Annotated in this window: 10 protein-coding genes; 7 read left to right on the top strand and 3 right to left on the bottom strand. The window is 66.5% G+C overall.

All coding sequences use genetic code 11. From position 1 onward, the window contains the following. Nucleotides 1–2: 2 nt before the first annotated feature. Nucleotides 3–1,097: an alkene reductase gene (locus tag GJ695_RS18785; protein ID WP_154367375.1), complete on the bottom strand. Its 1,095-nt coding sequence runs from the start codon at nucleotides 1,095–1,097 to the stop codon at nucleotides 3–5. A 214-nt stretch (nucleotides 1,098–1,311) separates the two neighbouring features. On the opposite strand from GJ695_RS18785, the gene GJ695_RS18780 reads away from it, so the two are divergent. Genes GJ695_RS18780 through GJ695_RS18765 form a run of 4 tightly spaced genes read left to right on the top strand, consistent with a single transcriptional unit; the run spans nucleotide 1,312 to nucleotide 9,881 of the window. Beyond that, a complete protein-coding gene (locus tag GJ695_RS18780) occupies nucleotides 1,312–2,286 on the top strand; it encodes an SLAC1 family transporter (protein WP_154367373.1) in 975 nt (324 codons plus the stop codon). Beyond that, nucleotides 2,283–3,260 (top strand): GlxA family transcriptional regulator, encoded by a 978-nt coding sequence (locus GJ695_RS18775; protein ID WP_166455140.1) that lies wholly within the window; start codon nucleotides 2,283–2,285, stop codon nucleotides 3,258–3,260. Before GJ695_RS18780 ends, GJ695_RS18775 begins: the two co-directional genes overlap by 4 nt. Before the next feature lie 43 nt (nucleotides 3,261–3,303). Then, nucleotides 3,304–7,809, top strand: a complete 4,506-nt coding sequence (locus tag GJ695_RS18770) for a DEAD/DEAH box helicase (protein ID WP_154367371.1) — start codon at nucleotides 3,304–3,306, stop codon at nucleotides 7,807–7,809. 56 nt (nucleotides 7,810–7,865) lie between these two features. Next, nucleotides 7,866–9,881, top strand: a complete 2,016-nt coding sequence (locus tag GJ695_RS18765; protein WP_154367369.1) for an AsmA family protein — start codon at nucleotides 7,866–7,868, stop codon at nucleotides 9,879–9,881. Here GJ695_RS18765 and GJ695_RS18760 read toward each other — a convergent pair. Then, nucleotides 9,868–12,270, bottom strand: coding sequence for a glycoside hydrolase family 127 protein (locus tag GJ695_RS18760; RefSeq protein ID WP_154367366.1), 2,403 nt, complete (start codon nucleotides 12,268–12,270; stop codon nucleotides 9,868–9,870). The two genes, GJ695_RS18765 and GJ695_RS18760, sit on opposite strands and share 14 nt — an antisense overlap. Nucleotides 12,271–12,402: 132 nt before the next feature. Between GJ695_RS18760 and GJ695_RS18755 the strand changes: the two genes are divergently transcribed. After that, nucleotides 12,403–13,836, top strand: coding sequence for an MFS transporter (locus GJ695_RS18755; protein ID WP_154367365.1), 1,434 nt, complete (start codon nucleotides 12,403–12,405; stop codon nucleotides 13,834–13,836). 1 nt (nucleotide 13,837) lies between these two features. On the opposite strand, the gene GJ695_RS18750 is transcribed toward GJ695_RS18755, so the two are convergent. Continuing rightward, complete coding sequence (locus GJ695_RS18750) at nucleotides 13,838–14,104, bottom strand: UBP-type zinc finger domain-containing protein (protein ID WP_154367363.1); 267 nt, start codon at nucleotides 14,102–14,104, stop codon at nucleotides 13,838–13,840. Nucleotides 14,105–14,316: 212 nt separating this feature from the next. On the opposite strand from GJ695_RS18750, the gene GJ695_RS18745 reads away from it, so the two are divergent. Further along, nucleotides 14,317–15,501: an efflux RND transporter periplasmic adaptor subunit gene (locus GJ695_RS18745; protein WP_154367361.1), complete on the top strand. Its 1,185-nt coding sequence runs from the start codon at nucleotides 14,317–14,319 to the stop codon at nucleotides 15,499–15,501. 2 nt (nucleotides 15,502–15,503) lie between these two features. Beyond that, nucleotides 15,504–18,683, top strand: a complete 3,180-nt coding sequence (locus tag GJ695_RS18740) for an efflux RND transporter permease subunit (RefSeq protein WP_154367359.1) — start codon at nucleotides 15,504–15,506, stop codon at nucleotides 18,681–18,683.

Below are 18,683 nucleotides of genomic sequence, written 5' to 3'. Positions count from 1 at the left end.
CCTTAGCCCAGCGTCGGGTAGTCGGTGTAGCCGCGCTCCGTGCCGCCGTAGAACGAGAACGGATCGGGATCGGTGTACGGGCCGCCGGCGGCAATCCGCGCCACCAGGTCCGGATTCGACACGTACTGGCGGCCGAAGGCGACCATGTTGGCCTTGCCGTCCGCCACCAGCGACTGCGCCGCTTCCGGCGTCAGGCCGGCGTTGGCGATCAGTACGCCCTGGTAGTTGGAGCGGATGATGTCCAGAATCTTCGGCATGTCCGGCACGCCGCCCCAGGCGTTGGTGTCGGCGCCATGGAGGTAGCCGATGTCGTACTCGTTCAGCATGCGCGCCACATAGCCATAGGTCTCGGCCACGTTCGGATCGGTGGCGTTGTTATAGGCCGCGTAAGGCGAAATGCGCACGCCGATGCGCTCTTTCGGGAACACCGCCAGCACCGCCTCGATCACCAGGCGCAGGAAGCGCGCGCGGTTTTCCACGCTGCCGCCAAATTCGTCGGTGCGGCGATTGACCAGCGGCGACAGGAACTGCTGCGGCAGATAGCCGTTGGCGGCATGGATCTCCACGCCATCCAGGCCGGCGCGCTTGGCGTTCTCCGCGCCGGTGCGGAATTCGGCGATGGCGGCGTAGACCTCTTCATTGGTCATGGCGCGCGATGGCGAAGCGTAGATGCGGGTGTAGTAGCCGTTGCGCAGCGCGCCGTAGACCTGCAGCAGGCCCAGGTCGTCGTTGTAGCCCGATGGCGACAGCGGCTCGCGGCCGTTCAGCAGCGAGTAGGAGCTGACGCGGCCACTGTGCCACAGCTGCATGAACATCTTGCCGCCGGCCGCGTGCACCTGCTCCGTCACGCGCTTCCAGCCCGCCACCTGCGCATCGTTGTAGATGGCCGGCGCCAGTTCGAAGGCGGCGGAATTCGGCGATACATTGGTGGCCTCGGTGATGATCAGGCCCGCCGTGGCGCGCTGCGCATAGTATTCGGCGTTGAGCGCGACCGGCACGCCATCCGCGCCGGCGCGGGCGCGGGTGATGGGCGCCATGGCGATGCGGTTGTTGAAGGTCAGGTCGCCGATCTGGATGGTTTGCAGCAGCTGGTTCATGATAATGACTCCGGGTGAGTAAAAGATGAGTCACTTTACCGCCGCCGCGGCGCGGCGATAAGACAGCGCCACCCTGCAACACCTTTGCGCCATACGCAAAACTCGCCGGGGCGGAAATCGGTGCTACATTGGCAGGATTCGATCCATTTGTTCGATTTATGCCGCAAGAACAAGCGCCTAAAATCGACTCATCGATCACTTACTGCCAAATATCATGAAAACCAAACTGCTTCCCGCTTCATTCTTCGCCTTGACCTTGGGACTGGCCGAAACCGGCAACGCCTGGCGCTTTGCCCATCACCTGTGGGCGCTGCCGCCGCTGGCCGGCGAAGTGCTGCAGGCGCTCGCCGTACTGTCGTTCCTGGCGTTCGGCGCGCTGTTCATCCACAAATGGCTGGCGCACCGCGCCGCCGCCGTCGCCGAAACGCGCGACCCGGTGCAGTCGGCCTTCCTGGCGCTGATACCGGAATCGCTGATCCTGGTGGCGCTGGCCTTGCAGCCCTACACCCTGTCGGCCGCCACGCCGCTGTTCTGGATCGGCTCCGCCGCCAACGTGGCCTACGGCGCATGGCGTCTCGCCGCGCACTGGAGCAGCCAGCGCGAGGCGGCGCAGATCGTGCCGCCGCTGTACCTGCCCTATACCGCCAGCGTGCTGGTGAACGCCCTCGCCGCCGGCATCTTCGGCTACACCGACTACGGCTGGATGCTGTTCGGCGCCGGCGGCATCTCATGGCTGATCCTCGACTCCACCATCACCCACCAGCTGATGACCGGCGGCCTGGCCGACAAGACCCGCAACTTCATGGGCATCTACAGCGCGCCGCCGGTGGTGGCGCTGGTGGCCTACCAGATCCTGGCCGGCGCCGACGTCAACGCCGCCATCACTTACGCACTGGCCGGCTACGCGCTGTTCGTCTTCGCCGGACTGGCGCTGGCCATGCCATGGCTCGCACAGCAGGCCTTCGCTCCCGGCTACTGGGCCTACACCTTCGGTCTCGCCACGCTGGGCCAGGGCCTGATGCTGATGGCCGGCCGCCAGCATAGCCCGATGCTGGAAGCCATCGCCGGCGCGGTCTTCGCCGCCACGTTGATGCTGGTGCTGTACGTGGCCTGGGGTTCGCTGCGCCTGCTGGCCAAAGGCAGCTACTTCCCCGCCGCGCCTGCACCAGCCATGGGACGCCCATCGTGAAAACCCTGGCGCTCGTCCTCTTCCCCGGCGTGCAGTCGCTGGACGTCTCCGGGCCGATGGACGTTTTCGCCGAGGCCAACGCCTTCCTGCCGCCGGCGCGGCAGTATCGCCTGATCACCATCGGCACCACGGCCTCGCCCATCCGCGCGTCCAATGGCCAGCAGCTCGGCGCCGACCTGACGCTGGACCAGGCAGGCACGGACTACGACATCGTGCTGGTGGCGGGCGGTCCGCAGCTGGCGCACGAGCAGGACAACCCGCAGCTGTCGGCCTGGCTGCGCGAGGTGGCGCACGCCGTGCCGCGCTACGGCTCCATCTGCACCGGCGCCTACCTGCTGGGGCGCGCCGGTCTGCTGGACGGCAAGCGCGCCACCACCCACTGGAGCGACGCCGCCCAGCTGGCGGCCGAATTCCCGCTGGCGCGGGTCGAGCATGACCGCATCCATGTGCGTGACGGCCGGCTGGTGACGTCGGCCGGCGTCACGGCCGGCATCGATCTGGCTCTGGCGCTGGTGGCGGAAGACCACGGCCAGGCGGTGGCGCTGGCCGCCGCCAAGCGCCTGCTGGTGCTGGCGCAGCGCCAGGGCGGCCAGTCGCAGTTCAGTCCCTACCTGTCGGAGGCCAGCACGCCGGATGCGCTGTCGACCATCATCCAGCAGCATGTGATGGACAACCTTGCACAAACGCTATCGGTGGAACAGCTGGCCGAAGTGGCCGGCATGAGCATGCGCAGCTTCGCGCGCCAGTTCGTCAAGGAGATGGGCGTGACGCCGGCCGAATTCGTGCAGCGCGCCCGCGTCGACGCCGCGCGCAACCTGCTGGAAGGCGGCGAACTGGCCCTGAAAACCATCGCCTACCGCTGCGGCTTCGGCAGCGCCGCGCGCATGCGGCTGGTGTTTGCCCAGCGCTTCGGCATCACGCCCAACCAATACCGCGACAGCTTCCGCGTCGGCATGGCAGACTATCATGCATGATTTATCTGGTTGATTTTGGCCCGTCCGCCCTGACATAAGTCCCATGACCGAAGCCCTGCAAGCCGCTGCCTTGTACCAGTTTCATCCCGCCGTCGCGGCGTGGTTCGGTGCGGCCTTCCCCGGCGCGACCGAGGCGCAGCGCCAGGCCTGGCCGCTGATCCAGTCCGGCCGCGCCACGCTGATCGCCGCGCCGACCGGTTCCGGCAAGACCCTGACCGCCTTCCTCGCCGCCATCGACGCGCTGGTGCGCGAGAGCCGCCATGCGCCGCTGCCGGACGAGACGCGGGTGCTGTACGTGTCGCCGCTGAAGGCGCTGTCCAACGACATCCGCGTCAATCTCCTGGCGCCGCTGGAAGGCATCGCCGGCGAACTGGAGGCCATGGGCCTGCCGCCGCACGGCATCCGCACCGCCGTGCGCACCGGCGACACCACCCAGGCCGAACGCAACGCCATGCGCCGCCGCGCGCCGCACATTCTGGTCTCGACGCCGGAATCGCTGTACGTGCTGCTGGGATCGGACAGCGGCCGCGCCATGCTGGCCGGCGTGCGCACGGTGATCGTCGACGAGATCCATGCGGTGGCGGGCAGCAAGCGTGGCAGCCACCTGTCCCTGAGCCTGGAGCGGCTCGACGCGCTGTGCGGCCGGCCGCCGGTGCGTATCGGCCTGTCGGCCACGCAGAAGCCGATATCGGTGGTGGCGCAATTCCTCGCTGGCGCCGGCCGTCCCTGCGCGGTGGTGGATGTCGGCCACGTGCGGGCGCGCGACCTGAATCTGGAACTGCCGCCGGTGCCGCTGGAAGCGGTGATGCCCAACGACGTGTGGGAGCGCGTCTACGACCGTCTGGCCGAATTGACCGTCATGCACCGCACCACGCTGGTATTCGTGAACACGCGGCGCATGGCCGAGCGCATGGCGCGCCATCTGGCGGACCGCCTTGGCGCCGAACACGTGGCGGCGCACCACGGCAGCCTGGCCAAGGAATACCGGCTGGACGCCGAGCAGCGCCTCAAGCGCGGCGAGCTGCGCGTGCTGATCGCCACCGCCTCGCTGGAGCTGGGCATCGACATCGGCGACGTGGATCTGGTGTGCCAGATCGGCTCGCCGCGCAGCATTGCCGCTTTCCTGCAACGCGTCGGCCGCTCCGGTCACCACGTGGGCGGGCTGCCCAAGGGCCGGCTGTTCCCAACATCCCGCGATGACCTGATCGAATGCGCGGCGCTGCTCGACTGCGTGCGCCGCAACGAACTCGATGCGTTGCGCATTCCACCGGCGCCGCTGGACGTGCTGGCGCAGCAGATCGTGGCGGAAGTGGCCTGCCGCGAGTGGCGCGAGGACGAGCTGTTTGCGCTGATCCGGCGCGCGTCGCCGTATGCGCACCTGGAGCACCAGCGTTACGACGAGGTGCTGCACATGCTCACCGACGGCTACACCAGCCGCCAGGGCGTGCGCGGCTCGTATCTGCACCGCGACACCGTCAGCGGCACGCTGCGCGGACGGCGCGGCGGCAAGATGACGGCGGTGATGTCCGGCGGGACGATTCCTGACAACGCCGATTACACGGTGCTGCTGGAGCCGCAGGGCCAGAACATCGGCACCGTGCACGAGGATTTCGCGGTCGAGAGCCTGGCCGGCGACGTTTTCCAGCTTGGGAATACCTCGTATCGTATCCAGCGCATCGAGGCCGGCAAGGTGCGGGTGGAGGATGCGCATGGCGCGGCGCCGAATATTCCGTTCTGGCTGGGTGAGGCGCCGGGCCGCACCGACGAACTGTCGATCGGCGTGGCCCGCCTGCGCAGCGAGATCGATCATCTGCTGGCGACGGCGGCCAACGGCGAGGCGGCGATTGAGGCCGTGGTGGACTGGCTGGCCGAACATCTGGGCCTGCGCGACGACGCCGCGCGCCAGATCGCCGAGTACATGGCGCGCTCACGCGCGACGCTGGGCGCCTTGCCGACCCGCGACACGCTGGTGATGGAGCGCTTCTTCGACGAATCCGGCGGCATGCAGCTGGTGGTGCATACGCCCTTCGGCAGCCGCATCAACCGCGCATGGGGACTGGCGCTACGCAAGCGCTTCTGCCGGACGTTCAATTTTGAGTTGCAGGCGGCGGCCACTGAGGATGCGATTGTGCTGTCGCTGTCGGACAGCCACAGTTTTCCGCTGGATGAGGTGTGGCGCTATCTGCGTTCCAACACGGCCGAACATATTCTGATTCAGGCGTTGCTGGATGCACCGCTGTTCAATGTGCGGTGGCGCTGGAACGCGACCACGTCGCTGGCCTTGCCGCGCTTTAGCGGCGGGCGCAAGGTGGCGCCGCAGTTGCAGCGGATGAAGAGCGATGATCTGCTGGCGGCGGTATTCCCGGATCAGGCGGCGTGCCTGGAGAATATCGTCGGCGAACGTGAACTGCCGAGCCATCCACTGGTGGACCAGACGCTGGACGATTGCCTGCACGATGCGATGGACAGCGAGGGCTGGCTGGCGCTGTTGCGGCGCATGGAGGCCGGCGAGGTGCGCTTGCTGTCGCGCGATCTGCCGGCGCCGTCGCCGCTGGCGATGGAGATTCTGAATGCGCGGCCGTATGCATTTCTCGACGATGCGCCGCTGGAGGAGCGGCGCGCGCAGGCGGTCATCAATCGCCGCTGGACCGATCCGGCTTCCACCGATGATCTGGGCGCGCTGGATGTCGGTGCGATTGCCGCTGTCGCCGAGGAAGCATGGCCGTCGGTGCGCAACAGCGATGAGATGCATGAGGCACTGATGTCGGTGGCCTGCATCACACCAGACGAGGCGGCGCGCAAGGAAGGCTGGCAGGCATGGCTGGACGGCCTGGCCGCCGGCGGCCGCGCCACGCGCTTGCAGGACGCGGCCAGTGGCGCCGACCTGTGGGTGGCGCTGGAGCGGCTGGCCTGCTTGCAGGCGGCCTACCCGGCAGCCGTCGCCACGCCGGCGCTGGCCATACCGCATGCACGTGCGCTGGACACGGTGGACGCCGCCACGTCGGCGGAGGAATGGACACGCGACGCGGCGCTGGTGGAGATCCTGCGCGCGCGGATGAGCGGCTTCGGGCCGCAGACGGTGGCGGCGATTGCCGGCCCTCTGGCGCTGCCCGCCTCCACGGTCACCATCGCGTTGACGCAACTGGAAAGCGAAGGCTACGTCATGCGCGGCCGCTTCACGCCTGGCGTCATGGCCGAGGAATGGTGTGAACGCCATCTGCTGGCACGCATCCACCGCTACACCATCAAACGCCTGCGACGCGAGATCGAGCCGGTGGAGCGGCAGGACTTCATGCGCTTCCTGTTCGAATGGCAGCATCTGGCGCCGGACGCGCAGCTGCAAGGCATGGATACGCTGCCGGAAGTGCTGGCGCAGCTGGAAGGCTACGAAGCCGGCGCCGGCGCGTGGGAAAGCGAGCTGCTGGCCGTGCGCGTGCAGGATTATTCGTCGCTGTGGCTGGACGACTTGTGCAGGGCCGGCAAGATCGTCTGGACACGCGTGGGTGCGCCGGCCAGCGCCGCCGGTGGGCCGGTGCGCAGCACGCCGCTGGTGCTGCTGCCGCGCCGCCAGCTGGCGCTGTGGCATGCGCTGCCTGCGGTGGCCGGCGAAGTGGAAGTGTCGCCGCGCGCGGCGCGCGTGCTGGAGGCACTGCGGCGCGATGGGGCGATGTTCTTCGATGAACTGTCGCACGATGCGCGTCTGCTGCCGGTGGAGCTGGAGAATACGCTGGGCGAGCTGGTGGCCACGGGCCTGGTCAATGCCGACAGCTACGCCGGCCTGCGCGCCATGCTGGTGCCGGCCAACAAGCGCGCCAGCAACGACAAGCGCCGCCGCCGTGGCGCCGGCCCGACGATGGAAGAAGCCGGCCGCTGGGCATTGGTCCGGCGCGGCGACGGCGTCACCATCACCGTCCGCCCGGTCGAAACCGCCGTGCCGCCCGCCGCAAGGACTGACGCCGATGCCGTCGCTATAGCTGCCACCGCTTCTGCCGGCCCGGCCGCCCTCATCCGCTCTGCGGCGCGCCCCGACACCGCCGCCGCGCTGCCTGCCATCCGTTCCGCGCCGCCGGCCCGCAAGCCGCGCACCGATCCGGAAACGCTGGAGCATATCGCGATGACGCTGCTGCGCCGCTACGGCGTGATGTTCTGGCGGCTGCTGGAGCGCGAAGCCAGCTGGATGCCGAGCTGGCGCGAACTGCTGCCCGTCTACCACCGCCTCGAAGCGCGCGGCGAAATCCGCGGCGGCCGCTTCGTGGCCGGCCTCTCGGGCGAACAGTTCGCGCTGCCGGAAGCCATCCCCCTGCTGCGCGATATGCGCCGCCGGCCACACGACGGCAGCTACGTCTGCATTTCCGCCGTCGATCCGCTCAACCTGTGCGGCACCCTGCTCCCCGGCGACAAAGTGCCCGCCCTGGCCGGCAACCGCCTGCTGTTCCGCGACGGCGCCCCGGTCGCCACCCAGGTCGCCGGCAAATTCCACTACGCCCTGGGCGAGGAAGAAGACCGCGAAATACTGCACGGTTACCTGGTCGGCAGGCCGCCGGTGTAACCTCAACGTGGCATACCGCACATAACACCGGCCGCACCGGGCGTAGCATGGTTCCCATGAAAAAATCGCGCCCACTAAAAATATTCGCAGGCCTGCTCGCCACGTTGTTGCTGGTGCTGGTGGCAATCGTCATCTTCATCCTGACCTTCGACTGGAACCGCGCACGCCCCTGGATCAACCACCGCGTCTCCGACAGCATCGGCCGCGAGTTCGCCATCAACGGCGACCTGCGCGTCAAATGGGAGCAAGGTGATGAAGCCGAACCGGGGTGGCGCCGCTACGTGCCGCGCCCGCGCATCAGCGCCAACGACGTCCACATCGCCAATCCAGCGTGGACCAGCACCGGCCCGCAACTGGCCAGCGCCGGCAGCATCGTGGTCGCCATCCACCCGCTGCCGCTGCTGCACAAGGAAGTGGTCATCACCGACCTGGAAGTCGACAAGATCACCGTGGCCGCGCAGCGCCGCGCCGATGGCAGCAACACCTGGACCTTCAAGGACAACGGCCCGTCCACCTGGGAAGTCGACATCCAGCGCCTGACGCTGGGTGACGGCGACCTGCGCTACCTGGATGATGGCATCAAGCTGGACCTGCGCGCCAAAGCCAGCGGCATCAACGAAGGCGCCGACGCGCAAAAGTACGGCATCAAGTTTGATCTCAGCGGCAGCTACCGCGACGCCCCGGTCACCGGCGGCGGCAAAGTCGGCAAGGTGCTCGCGCTGACCGACGTCCACGCCAACTTCCCGGTGCAGGCCAACGCCAACCTGGGCAAGAACAAAATCGCCGTCGAAGGCATGCTGACCGATCCGCGAGCGCCGGCGGGCCTGGACCTGAAACTGTCGCTGGCCGGCGCCAGCATGGCAGACCTGTATCCGCTGACCGGGGTGCTGCTGCCTGAAACGCCGCCGTATGCAACCACCGGCCGTTTGATCGGCAAGAAGTCCGGCGCCATCTGGAACTGGACCTACAAGAACTTCACCGGCACCGTCGGCGGCAGCGATCTGGAAGGCACGCTGGCCTACAGCCCGCGCAGCCCGCGTCCCCTGCTGACCGGCGCCCTCACCTCGCGCCAGTTGCGGCTGGAAGACCTCGGCCCGACCATCGGCGCCGAAAGCAACAGCAGCAAGGCCACGCGCGGCAAGCCGCAAAACCAGTCGGCCGACAAAGCGCTGCCGGTCGACCAGTTCAACACCGCCAAGTGGGATGCGCTGGACGCCGACGTCACCTTCACCGGCAAAAAACTGATCCGCACCCACGACATCCCGCTGAACGATATTCAGGCGCACATCAAGATGAACAACAAGGTGCTGACGCTGACGCCGCTGAACTTCGGCATGGCCGGCGGCGACATCACCTCCAACATCAAGCTTGATGGCCGCCAGAAGGTGATCGACGCCGATATCCGCATGGCGGCGCGCCACCTGAAGATCAACCAGCTGTTCCCGAAACTGGAATCGATGCAGGCCAGCGTCGGCGAGGTCAGCGCAGACGCCGCACTGGCCGGCAAAGGCAACTCCGTCTCCACCATGCTGGCCACGTCCAGCGGAGAACTGGGCGCCACCGTCAGCGAAGGCTCGGTCAGCAAATTCATTCTGGAAGCAGCCGGCCTGAACGTCGCCAACCTGGTGTTCGTCAAACTCTTCGGTGACAAACAGGTGCAGCTGAACTGCCTGGCCGGCGACTTTGTGGTGGAACACGGCAAGGCGGATGCACGCCGCTTCGTGGTCGACACAAAGGAAGCCGTCATCAATGTCAGCGGCAATGTGGACCTGGCCAAGGAAACGCTGGACCTGGACGTGCGCCCGCAAACCAAGGGCGTTCGCATCATCTCGTTGCGCACGCCGCTGTACGCGCGCGGCACCTTCACCAATCCGGACATCGGTCCGCAAAAAGGCCCGTTGGCGCTGAAGGCCGGCGCCGCCGTGGCGCTGGCCAGCATTGTCAATCCGCTGGCGGCCGTGATCCCGCTGATCAATCCCGGCAAGGTCGACTCGGTCGATTGCGGCGCCCTGCTGGCGCAAGCCAACAAGACCCGCAACGACGCCAAAACGCAGCCGATCAAGAAGAAGTAACGGCGCGCTGTTGCGTGAACAGCCGCACGCCGAACACGGGGCCGGCCGTGTGGCCCGGTTCCGGATCGAAGCGCACCACCACGCTGGCCTTGCCGGTGGTGAGGCGCTCCGGCACTGCATATTCCTGGTCTATGAACACGCCAGGGTTGCTGCCATCCAGCTTGACGTGGGCGATGCGTTCGCCATCGATGCTGATATAGAAATCGCGGTTGCGCTCCTCGCCCCAATAGCTCGCCTGCAATACCAGAGGCCCGTTGGCGCACTTCATGCGGAAGCTGAAGTAGCCGCCGGTGCGCGCATCGCGGCCGTTGCGGCCACGGTAGGACACCGGGTATGAAATATCCGATTGCAGGTCGTGGTCGCGTTCCGGCTGCATTTCCCCGAGGTGCATCACGTCCAACGAGCGGTCCGACAAATCCTTGAGCCGCGCCTCCTCCTTGCGGAACGCCACCTCCGACGCCGCCCATTCCTCTTCCGTGTAAGCGTTGAAGTAGACCGCCGCGCGCCGTTCGTACTGCGAGAAGAATGGCGTGAACTTCATGTCGCCCGGCCGGCCGCTGCCCACGCTGCGATACACGGCCTGGCGCTTGTCCGCTTCCGCAAAAGCGCCAAGGATGTTGGCGCCCACCAGCGCCGGCGCCAGTCCGCCGAACGGCTTGTCGGCCGCGCCCAGGTCGGCGGCCAGCACCATCGGACCGCGCAGCAGCGCCACCACGTGGTCGTTGCCGGCTGCCGCTTCCAGCCGCAGATCCAGCGGCAGCGACAGGCGCACGCTGTCGCCGGCCTTCCAGCGGCGGCGTATCAGCACATAGCCCTTGTCCTTTGTCGCCACGTGCGGCTTGCCGTTGACCAGTACCGTGTGCCGCGACGCCCAGGCCGGGATGCGCAGCGCCACGGTGAAGTACCGCTGTCCCGCCAGCCGGCGCACCTTGAGATCGATGTCGCCTTCAAACGGATAGCGTGTATTCAGTTCCAGTCTGGCGGCTGCGGCTTTCCAGTCCACGGTCGACGGGATGTACAGGTTGACGAACAGCGTGTCGCCATTCTCCCAGTAGATCGAATCGCCATGCTTGGCGTGACTCTCCATGCCGGACAATACGCAGCACCAGAAGTCATTCTCTTCGCTGGAGTACTCGCGCGCCACGCCGGACATCAATGGCGTCATGTACGTGAACATGCCTGTACGCGGATTCTGGTGCGCCAGGATGTGGTTCAGGTGGGTGCGCTCGTAGTAGTCGAAGTAGGCAGCATCCGGCGCCCAGCTGTAAAGGTGGCGCGTCATCTTCAGCATGTTGTAGCTGCAGCAGGCTTCGCAGGTCTGCTCGGTGATGTGGGCGGCGATACTGTCCGGCGCCGAGAAGTATTCGCGGTCGCCGTTGCCGCCGATGACGTAGCTGTGGTGTTGCGTGACGCGCTTCCAGAAAAAGTCCACCGCTTTGGCGTCGCTCTGGCGGCCGGTCAGTTCGTGCAGGCGCGCCAGGCCGATCAGCTTGGGGATCTGCGTGTTGGAGTGCAGGTTGGCCAGTTCGTCACGGCCCTGCGTCAGCGGCAGCAGCACCTTGGTGTGATACAGGCGCTGCGCCAATGCCAGCCAGCGCTTGTCCTGCGTGCGCGCATACAGTTCGGCGAAGCTTTCGTTGATGCCGCCATGTTCGCAGGCCAGCACCTGCTGCACCTGCTCGTCGTTCAGCGCGGCGAACACCTTGTCGATGTAGCCGGCCAGGCCCAGCGCCACTTGCAGCGCCTGGTCGTTGCCGGCATAGGTCTGCGCGTCGAACAGGCCGGCGAACACCTTGTGCCAGTTATACAGCGGCACCCAGCAGCCATTCAGGTCGAAACCCGCCGAGCGGATCTCGCCGCGCATGATCTCGGGGAAGATCTCCTTGCCATCCACCACCGTTCCGTCCTTGCGCTTGCGCATGAAGCCGGCCGCGTAGCCGTCACCCTGCGCCTGCTGCACGCGCGCCAGTTCCGCCACGATGTAGTCGATGCGCGGCTTCAGCGCCGGCGTGCCGGTTTGCGCGTACATCAGCGACAGCGCGGACAGATAATGGCCCAGACCTTCGCCGGCGATGGTGTCGGATTCCCAGCCGCCGTAGATCGCCCCCTTGACCGGCAGGCCGGCGAAGAGGTGGTAGTTGTGCAGGAAGCGGTTGGCGCTCAGGCGCAACAAATAGGCCTGGTTGGCCTGCACCGCATCCAGGTACACGGAAGGCAGCAACCGCACCGCCGACAGCGGTACGGCCTTGGCGGCGGCGGGAACGCTGCTGCCGGACGATGCGGCGGCGCTGGCGGTAGCCGTGGCGGCGTTCCAGCCGGAGATCAATCCCAGGCCGGCGGCGCCGCGCAGCACCAGTCGGCGATGATGGAACGAGGACAAGGCGCGCATGGATTTCCTGAATTGGATTAGTATCCCAATAATGTACCCCGTCCAATCGCCCACGTCTTGCATGACAGGAGCACGAAAAATGACGAATTCTGCACAAGGCCGCAGCGTCCCGGCCACCGTTCACGGAGCACCATGAGCGCCGCGCCGCACCAGGGCTGCGACCGCGCCATCGCAGCCGCCGCAGCCGCCACCCTGCCGGCCGGCGCGACTGCAAGCACGTCGGCAACCGATCATCCGCGCATCGTGCTGGCCACCACCATACTGGCCTCCAGCCTGGCATTCATCGACGGATCGGTAGTGAACGTCGGCCTGCCGGCCATCGGCCGCAGCCTGAATGCCGACGGCGGCGTGCTGTCGTGGATCATCAACGGCTACCTGCTGCCGCTGAGCGCCCTGTTGCTGCTGGGCGGCGCGGCCGGAGACCGCTTCGGCCGACGACGCATACTGGTGCTGGGCGTGAGTCTGTTCGCGCTGGCCTCCGCCTTGTGCGCGCTGGCGCCATCGGCCGGTCTGCTGGTCGCCGGACGCATCGCGCAGGGCGTGGGCGCCGCGCTGCTGATGCCCAACAGCCTGGCCATCCTCGGCACGCACTTTGAAGGTGAAGCGCGCGGCCGCGCCATCGGCATCTGGGCCGCGGTGGGCGCGGCGGCCGGCGCCATCGGCCCCCTGCTGGGCGGCTGGCTGGTCGACGTCACCGGCTGGCGCGCGATTTTCTTCATCAACCTGCCGCTGGCGGCAGCGGCGATCTTCCTCGCCCTGCGCTACCTGCGCGACGAGCAGCAGGCGGCCGGCGCCACGCTGGACATTTCAGGCGCCGCCACGGCCAGCGTCGGACTGGGCGCACTCACCTGGGGCCTGACGGTGGCCACCAGCGGCGCCGGCCTGCACTGGCAATCCGGCCTGGCAATCGCCGCCGGCATTGTGCTGATGCTGCTGTTCCTGCGCGTCGAACAGCGCGCCGGCGACAGCGCCATGCTGCCGCTGTCGCTATTCCGCTCGCACAGCTTCAGCGGCCTGAATCTGATGACCTTCCTGCTGTATGGCGCGCTGGGCGCGCTGCTGCTGGTGCTGCCCTTCGTGCTGATCGAATACGACCACTACTCGGCCAGTGCGGCCGGCGCCGCCCTGCTGCCGCTGCCGGTGGTGATCGCGCTCGCCTCGTCCACCATGGGCCGGCTGGCCGGCAAGCTGGGACCACGACTGCCGTTGACGGCCGGGCCGATTATCGTCGCCGCCGGTTTCATGCTGTCGATGCGGATCGGCGGCGGCAGCTACTGGACCACCACGCTGCCGGCCATGCTGGTGATCGCCATCGGCATGGCGGTCGCGGTGGCGCCGTTGACCACGGCCGTGCTGTCGTCGGTGGATGCCGGCCATAGCGGCGTCGCCTCCGGCTTTAATAGCGCAGTGGCGCGCGCCGGCGGTCTGTTCACCACGGCGCTACTGGCGTCGGTACTGAGCGCGCAAGGCGCGGCGCTGCTGGACGCCTTTCACGTGGCGGCGCTGGCCTGCGCCGTCACCGCCCTGGCCAGCGCGGCCTGCGCCTGGCGCTGGATCGACGCCTGACTCAGATGGTGTCGAACATCTTGCGGTCGATATAGCACCAGCCCCACTCCTCGTCCGGCTGGGCCGACTGCATCATGGCGTGGCCGGTTTGCTCGAAGTGCTTGGTGGCGTGGCGGTTCTTCGACTGGTCGCAGCAACCGACGTGGCCGCAACTCAGGCATTTGCGCAGATGGACCCAGGTGTCGCCGGTTTTCAGGCACTCTTCGCAGCCATTGGTGTTGGCGTGGTGGGTGCGGATCTGGTTGAAGTGCTGGCATTGCTGGCTCATCGCGCCTCCTGTTGTTCAAAACATGCAGTCTACCGCGTTGACACAAGAACCGGCTCTCCCGTTCGATTGGTTCGATACCCTCCGGAAAATTCTGGTTGACTTTTTAATTGAGACGATTACAATCACAATTAACTTGCCAGCCCCTTCTTTATTGAGGGGGTTTAATTTTACCTCAAAGTGTGCATATGCACATTAAAATAAAAGGATCTCTTATGCCCTTCACAGACTACAAGCTGCGCGCCTTGGCGGCGGCATTGGCGGCAGGCGGCCTGACCGCCGCCCTTCTCAGCGGCTGCGGTGACGCCAACAGCAAGGCGGCGCCCGCCGCCGAAGGCGCACCGATCACCGCCGCCGTGGTGGTCGAGCGCAGCGTGACGCCGACCCAGGAATTCTCCGGCCGCCTGGAATCCATCGAACGGGTCGACATTCGCGCCCGCGTCGGCGGTTTCATCACGGCAGTCAACATCCAGCCCGGCGGCAAGGTCAAAAAGGGCCAGGTGCTGTTCGTGATCGACCCGCGTCCGTTCCAGGCGGAGGCCAACCGCGCCGAAGCGGCCGCCCTCTCCGCCCGCGCCAAGGCAGAACTGGCGCACCTGGAACTGGCCCGCGCCGAAAAACTGCTGGCCGATAAAGCCATCGCCCAGCGCGAATACGACGAACGCGCCTCCGGCCTGAAAGAGCTGGACGCCAACGCCCGCGCCGCCGCCGCCCAGTACGAAACCGCGAAACTGAACCTGTCCTACACCCAGGTCACGGCGCCGATCGACGGCCGCGTCGGCAAGGCGGAAATCACCATCGGCAACCTGGTCGACCAGACCGCCGTGCTGACTTCCATGGTCTCCGACGACAAGATCTACGCCAGCTTCGACGGCGACGAATCGACCTACCTGAACGTCGGCGCCCACGCCCACAGCGGCCATCCGGTCAAGGTGCGCATCGGCCTGGCCAACGAAACCGGCTTCCCGCATGAAGGCCAGCTGGAATTCGTCGACAACCAGCTGGACTCGCGCAGCGGCGCGGTGCGCATGCGCGCCGTCTTCGCCAATGGCGACAACCTGCTGGCGCCCGGCCTGTTCGCCCGCGTGCAGGTGGAAACCGGCGGCGCCGGCCAGCACAGCGCGGTGCTGATCAACGACCAGGCGGTGAGCACGGACCAGAGCCGCAAATTCGTCTACGTGGTCGACAAGGACAACAAGGCCGAGTACCGCCAGGTCGCGCTGGGCCAGACCGCCGACGGCCTGCGCATCGTCCGCTCTGGTCTGAAAGCCGGCGAAAAAATCGTCGTCAACGGCCTGCAACGCGTGCACCCGGGCGCGCCGCTGGCGTCGCAACTGGTGGACATGGACGGCAAACAAGCCGACGCCAAGGTCGCCGCAGCCGACAGCAAAGGACATTGATCATGAACTTCTCGCGCTTCTTCGTGGACAAGCCGATCTTCGCGGCGGTACTGTCCATCATCATCTTCGTCGGCGGCTTGATCGCCATCTTCCGCCTGCCGATTTCCGAGTATCCGAACGTGGTGCCGCCTTCGGTGGTGGTCAGCGCGCAGTACCCTGGCGCCAATCCCAAGGTCATCGCCGAAACCGTGGCCGCGCCGCTGGAGGAACAGATCAACGGCGTCGAGCACATGATCTACATGTCCTCGCAAAGCACCTCGGACGGCGCGCTCAAGCTGACCGTCACCTTCGCCATCGGCACCAATGTGCAGCAGGCCGAGACCGAAGTGCAGAACCGCGTGCAGCGCGCGCTGCCACGCCTGCCGGAGGAAGTACGCCAGATCGGCGTCACCACCGTCAAGACCTCGCCCAACCTGACCATGGTGGTGCACCTGGTGTCGCCGGATTCCTCATACGATGAACTCTACCTGCGCAACTACGCGGTACTCAACGTCAAGGACCAGCTGGCGCGCATTCCCGGCATGGGCGATGTGCAGATTCTCGGCTCGGGCGATTACGCCATGCGCATCTGGATCGATCCGCAGAAGCTGGCCGCCCGCAATATGACGGCCGGCGACGTCGCCAGCGCCATCCGCGAGCAGAACGTGCAGGTCGCCGCCGGTGTGGTTGGTGGCTCTCCGACCAAGAACGCCGATTTCCAGCTGACGCTCAACACCAAGGGCCGTTTGAAAACCGAGGAAGACTTCGGCAACATCATCGTCCGCACCAACGCCGACGGCGCCCTGACCCGCCTGCGCGACGTCGCCCGCATCGAGATGGGTTCCGGCTCGTATGCGCTGCGCGCCCTGCTGGACAACAAGCCGGCCGCCGCGCTGGCCATCTTCGCCTCGCCCGGCTCCAACGACCTGCAACTGTCGGCCGACGTCCGTGCCCGCATGGCGGAACTGAGCAAGGACTTCCCGAAAGGCGTGGAATACAGCGTCGCCTATGACCCGACCATGTTCGTGCGCGATTCGATCAAGGCCGTGATCCACACGCTGCTGGAAGCCATTGCGCTGGTGGTGCTGGTGGTGATCGTGTTCCTGCAAACCTGGCGCGCTTCCATCATCCCGCTGCTGGCGGTGCCGGTGTCGGTGGTGGGCACGTTCGCGGTGATGCTGGGCTTCGGCTTCTCGATCAACACATTGACTTTGTTCGGCCTGGTGCTGGCGATCGGCATCGTGGTCGATGACGCCATCGTGGTGGTGGAAAACGTCGAGCGCAATATCGCCGCCGGCCTGTCGCCGCGCGCCGCCACGGTGCAGGCAATGAAGGAAGTCAGCGGTCCGATCATCGCCATCGCGCTGGTGCTGTGCGCCGTGTTCGTGCCGATCGCCTTCGTCTCCGGCCTGACCGGCCAGTTCTACCGCCAGTTCGCGCTGACCATCGCCATCTCCACCGTGATTTCGGCATTCAGCTCGCTGACGCTGGCGCCGGCGCTGGCCGCCGCCCTGCTGCGTCCACACGATGCGCCAAAGGATGCCCTGACCCGCGTGATGGACAAACTGTTCGGCCGCTTCTTCCACTGGTTTAACAACTTCTTCGGCCGCAGCTCGAAGAACTACGAAGGCGGCGTCAAGGCTGTATTAAGCCGCAAATCGCTGTCGGTCGGTTTCTACCTGGTGCTGGTGGCGCTTGCCGCCCTGCTGTTCCGCCTCGTGCCGGGCGGCTTCATCCCGTCGCAGGACAAGGGCTACCTGGTCGGCTTCGCCCAGCTGCCGGATGCCGCTTCGCTGAACCGCACCGAGTCCGTGATCCGCCGCACCGCCGACATCGCCCTCGGCGTGCCGGGCGCGCGCAACACCGTGGCCTTCCCGGGCCTGTCCGTCAATGACCTGACCAACGCGCCGAACTCCGGCATCGTGTTTGTCGGCGAACTGGCGCCGGAAACGCGCAACACCAAGGAAGTCAGTGCGCCCGGCATCGCCGCAGAGATCAACAAGCGCGCCGGCGCCATCCAGGACGCCTTCGTGATGGTGTTCCCGCCACCGCCGGTCAACGGTCTTGGCACCATCGGCGGCTTCAAGATGATGGTCGAGGATCGCGGCAACCTCGGTTACGATGAGCTGTACAAGGCCACGCAGGCGCTGGTCGAAAAAGCCCGCGCCGCGCCGGAACTGGCCGGCGTGTTCTCCGGCTACCAGATCAACGTGCCGCAGCTGTATGCCGACATCGACCGTGACCGCGCCAAGCAGCTGGGCGTGCCGCTGGAAACCATCTACCAGACCTTGCAGATCAATCTCGGTTCGCTGTACGTGAATGACTTCAACCAGTTCGGCCGCACCTACCAGGTGCGGGTGCAGGCGGACGCGCAGTTCCGCTCGCGCGTGGAAGACGTCGGCCAGATGAAGGTCCGCAGCGACAAGGGTGAAATGATCCCGCTGTCGTCGCTGATGGGTATCACCGACAGCTATGGCCCGGACCGCGTACAGCGCTACAACGCCTACGTGGCGGCCGACCTGAATGCCGGCCCGGCGCCGGGCTACTCATCCGGCCAGGCCCAGGCCGCGCTGGAAAAGCTCGCCAGGGAAGTGCTGCCGAAAGGCGTGAGCTACGAATGGACCGAGCTGACCTACCAGGACACCATCGCCGGCAACACCATGATCTATGTGTTCCCGCTGTGCGTGCTGCTGGTGTTCCTGGTGCTGGCAGCGCAGTACGAAAGCTGGACGCTGCCGCTGGCCGTGATTCTGATCGTGCCGATGTCGATCATGAGCGCGCTGCTGGGCGTCAAGCTGACCGCCGGCGACAACAACATCTTCACCCAGATCGCGCTGTTCGTGCTGGTCGGCCTGGCCTCGAAGAACGCCATCCTGATCGTGGAGTTTGCCCGCGAACTGGAACACCACGGCCGCAGCGTGGTGGAAGCCGCGCTGGAAGCCTGCCACCTGCGCCTGCGTCCTATCCTGATGACGTCGATCGCATTCATCATGGGCGTGCTGCCGCTGGTGTTCTCGCACGGCGCCGGTTCGGAAATGCGCCATGCGATGGGCGTGGCGGTGTTCGGCGGCATGCTGGGCGTGACCTTCTTCGGCCTGTTCCTGACGCCGGTGTTCTATGTGCTGGTGCGCAAACTGGCGCAGTACCTGGACAAGCACAAAGCGACGTCCCCTGACGCCGTCCCACAACTGGAAGGGCATTGA

This window comes from Duganella alba, from assembly GCF_009674495.1.
Lineage (GTDB): Bacteria > Pseudomonadota > Gammaproteobacteria > Burkholderiales > Burkholderiaceae_D > Rugamonas > Rugamonas alba.
The sequence above is the reverse complement of the archived record's forward strand: the minus strand, read 5'-3'. Positions and strand labels throughout refer to the sequence as shown.

What these genes read in the sequence shown, in the direction of transcription:
- GJ695_RS18785 (WP_154367375.1), bottom strand. Translation starts at nt 1,097, where the DNA reads ATGAACCAGCTGCTGCAAACCATCCAGATCGGCGACCTGACCTTCAAC.
- GJ695_RS18745 (WP_154367361.1), top strand. Translation starts at nt 14,317, where the DNA reads ATGCCCTTCACAGACTACAAGCTGCGCGCCTTGGCGGCGGCATTGGCG.
- GJ695_RS18765 (WP_154367369.1), top strand. Translation starts at nt 7,866, where the DNA reads ATGAAAAAATCGCGCCCACTAAAAATATTCGCAGGCCTGCTCGCCACG.
- GJ695_RS18770 (WP_154367371.1), top strand. Translation starts at nt 3,304, where the DNA reads ATGACCGAAGCCCTGCAAGCCGCTGCCTTGTACCAGTTTCATCCCGCC.
- GJ695_RS18760 (WP_154367366.1), bottom strand. Translation starts at nt 12,270, where the DNA reads ATGCGCGCCTTGTCCTCGTTCCATCATCGCCGACTGGTGCTGCGCGGC.
- GJ695_RS18740 (WP_154367359.1), top strand. Translation starts at nt 15,504, where the DNA reads ATGAACTTCTCGCGCTTCTTCGTGGACAAGCCGATCTTCGCGGCGGTA.
- GJ695_RS18780 (WP_154367373.1), top strand. Translation starts at nt 1,312, where the DNA reads ATGAAAACCAAACTGCTTCCCGCTTCATTCTTCGCCTTGACCTTGGGA.
- GJ695_RS18755 (WP_154367365.1), top strand. Translation starts at nt 12,403, where the DNA reads ATGAGCGCCGCGCCGCACCAGGGCTGCGACCGCGCCATCGCAGCCGCC.
- GJ695_RS18750 (WP_154367363.1), bottom strand. Translation starts at nt 14,104, where the DNA reads ATGAGCCAGCAATGCCAGCACTTCAACCAGATCCGCACCCACCACGCC.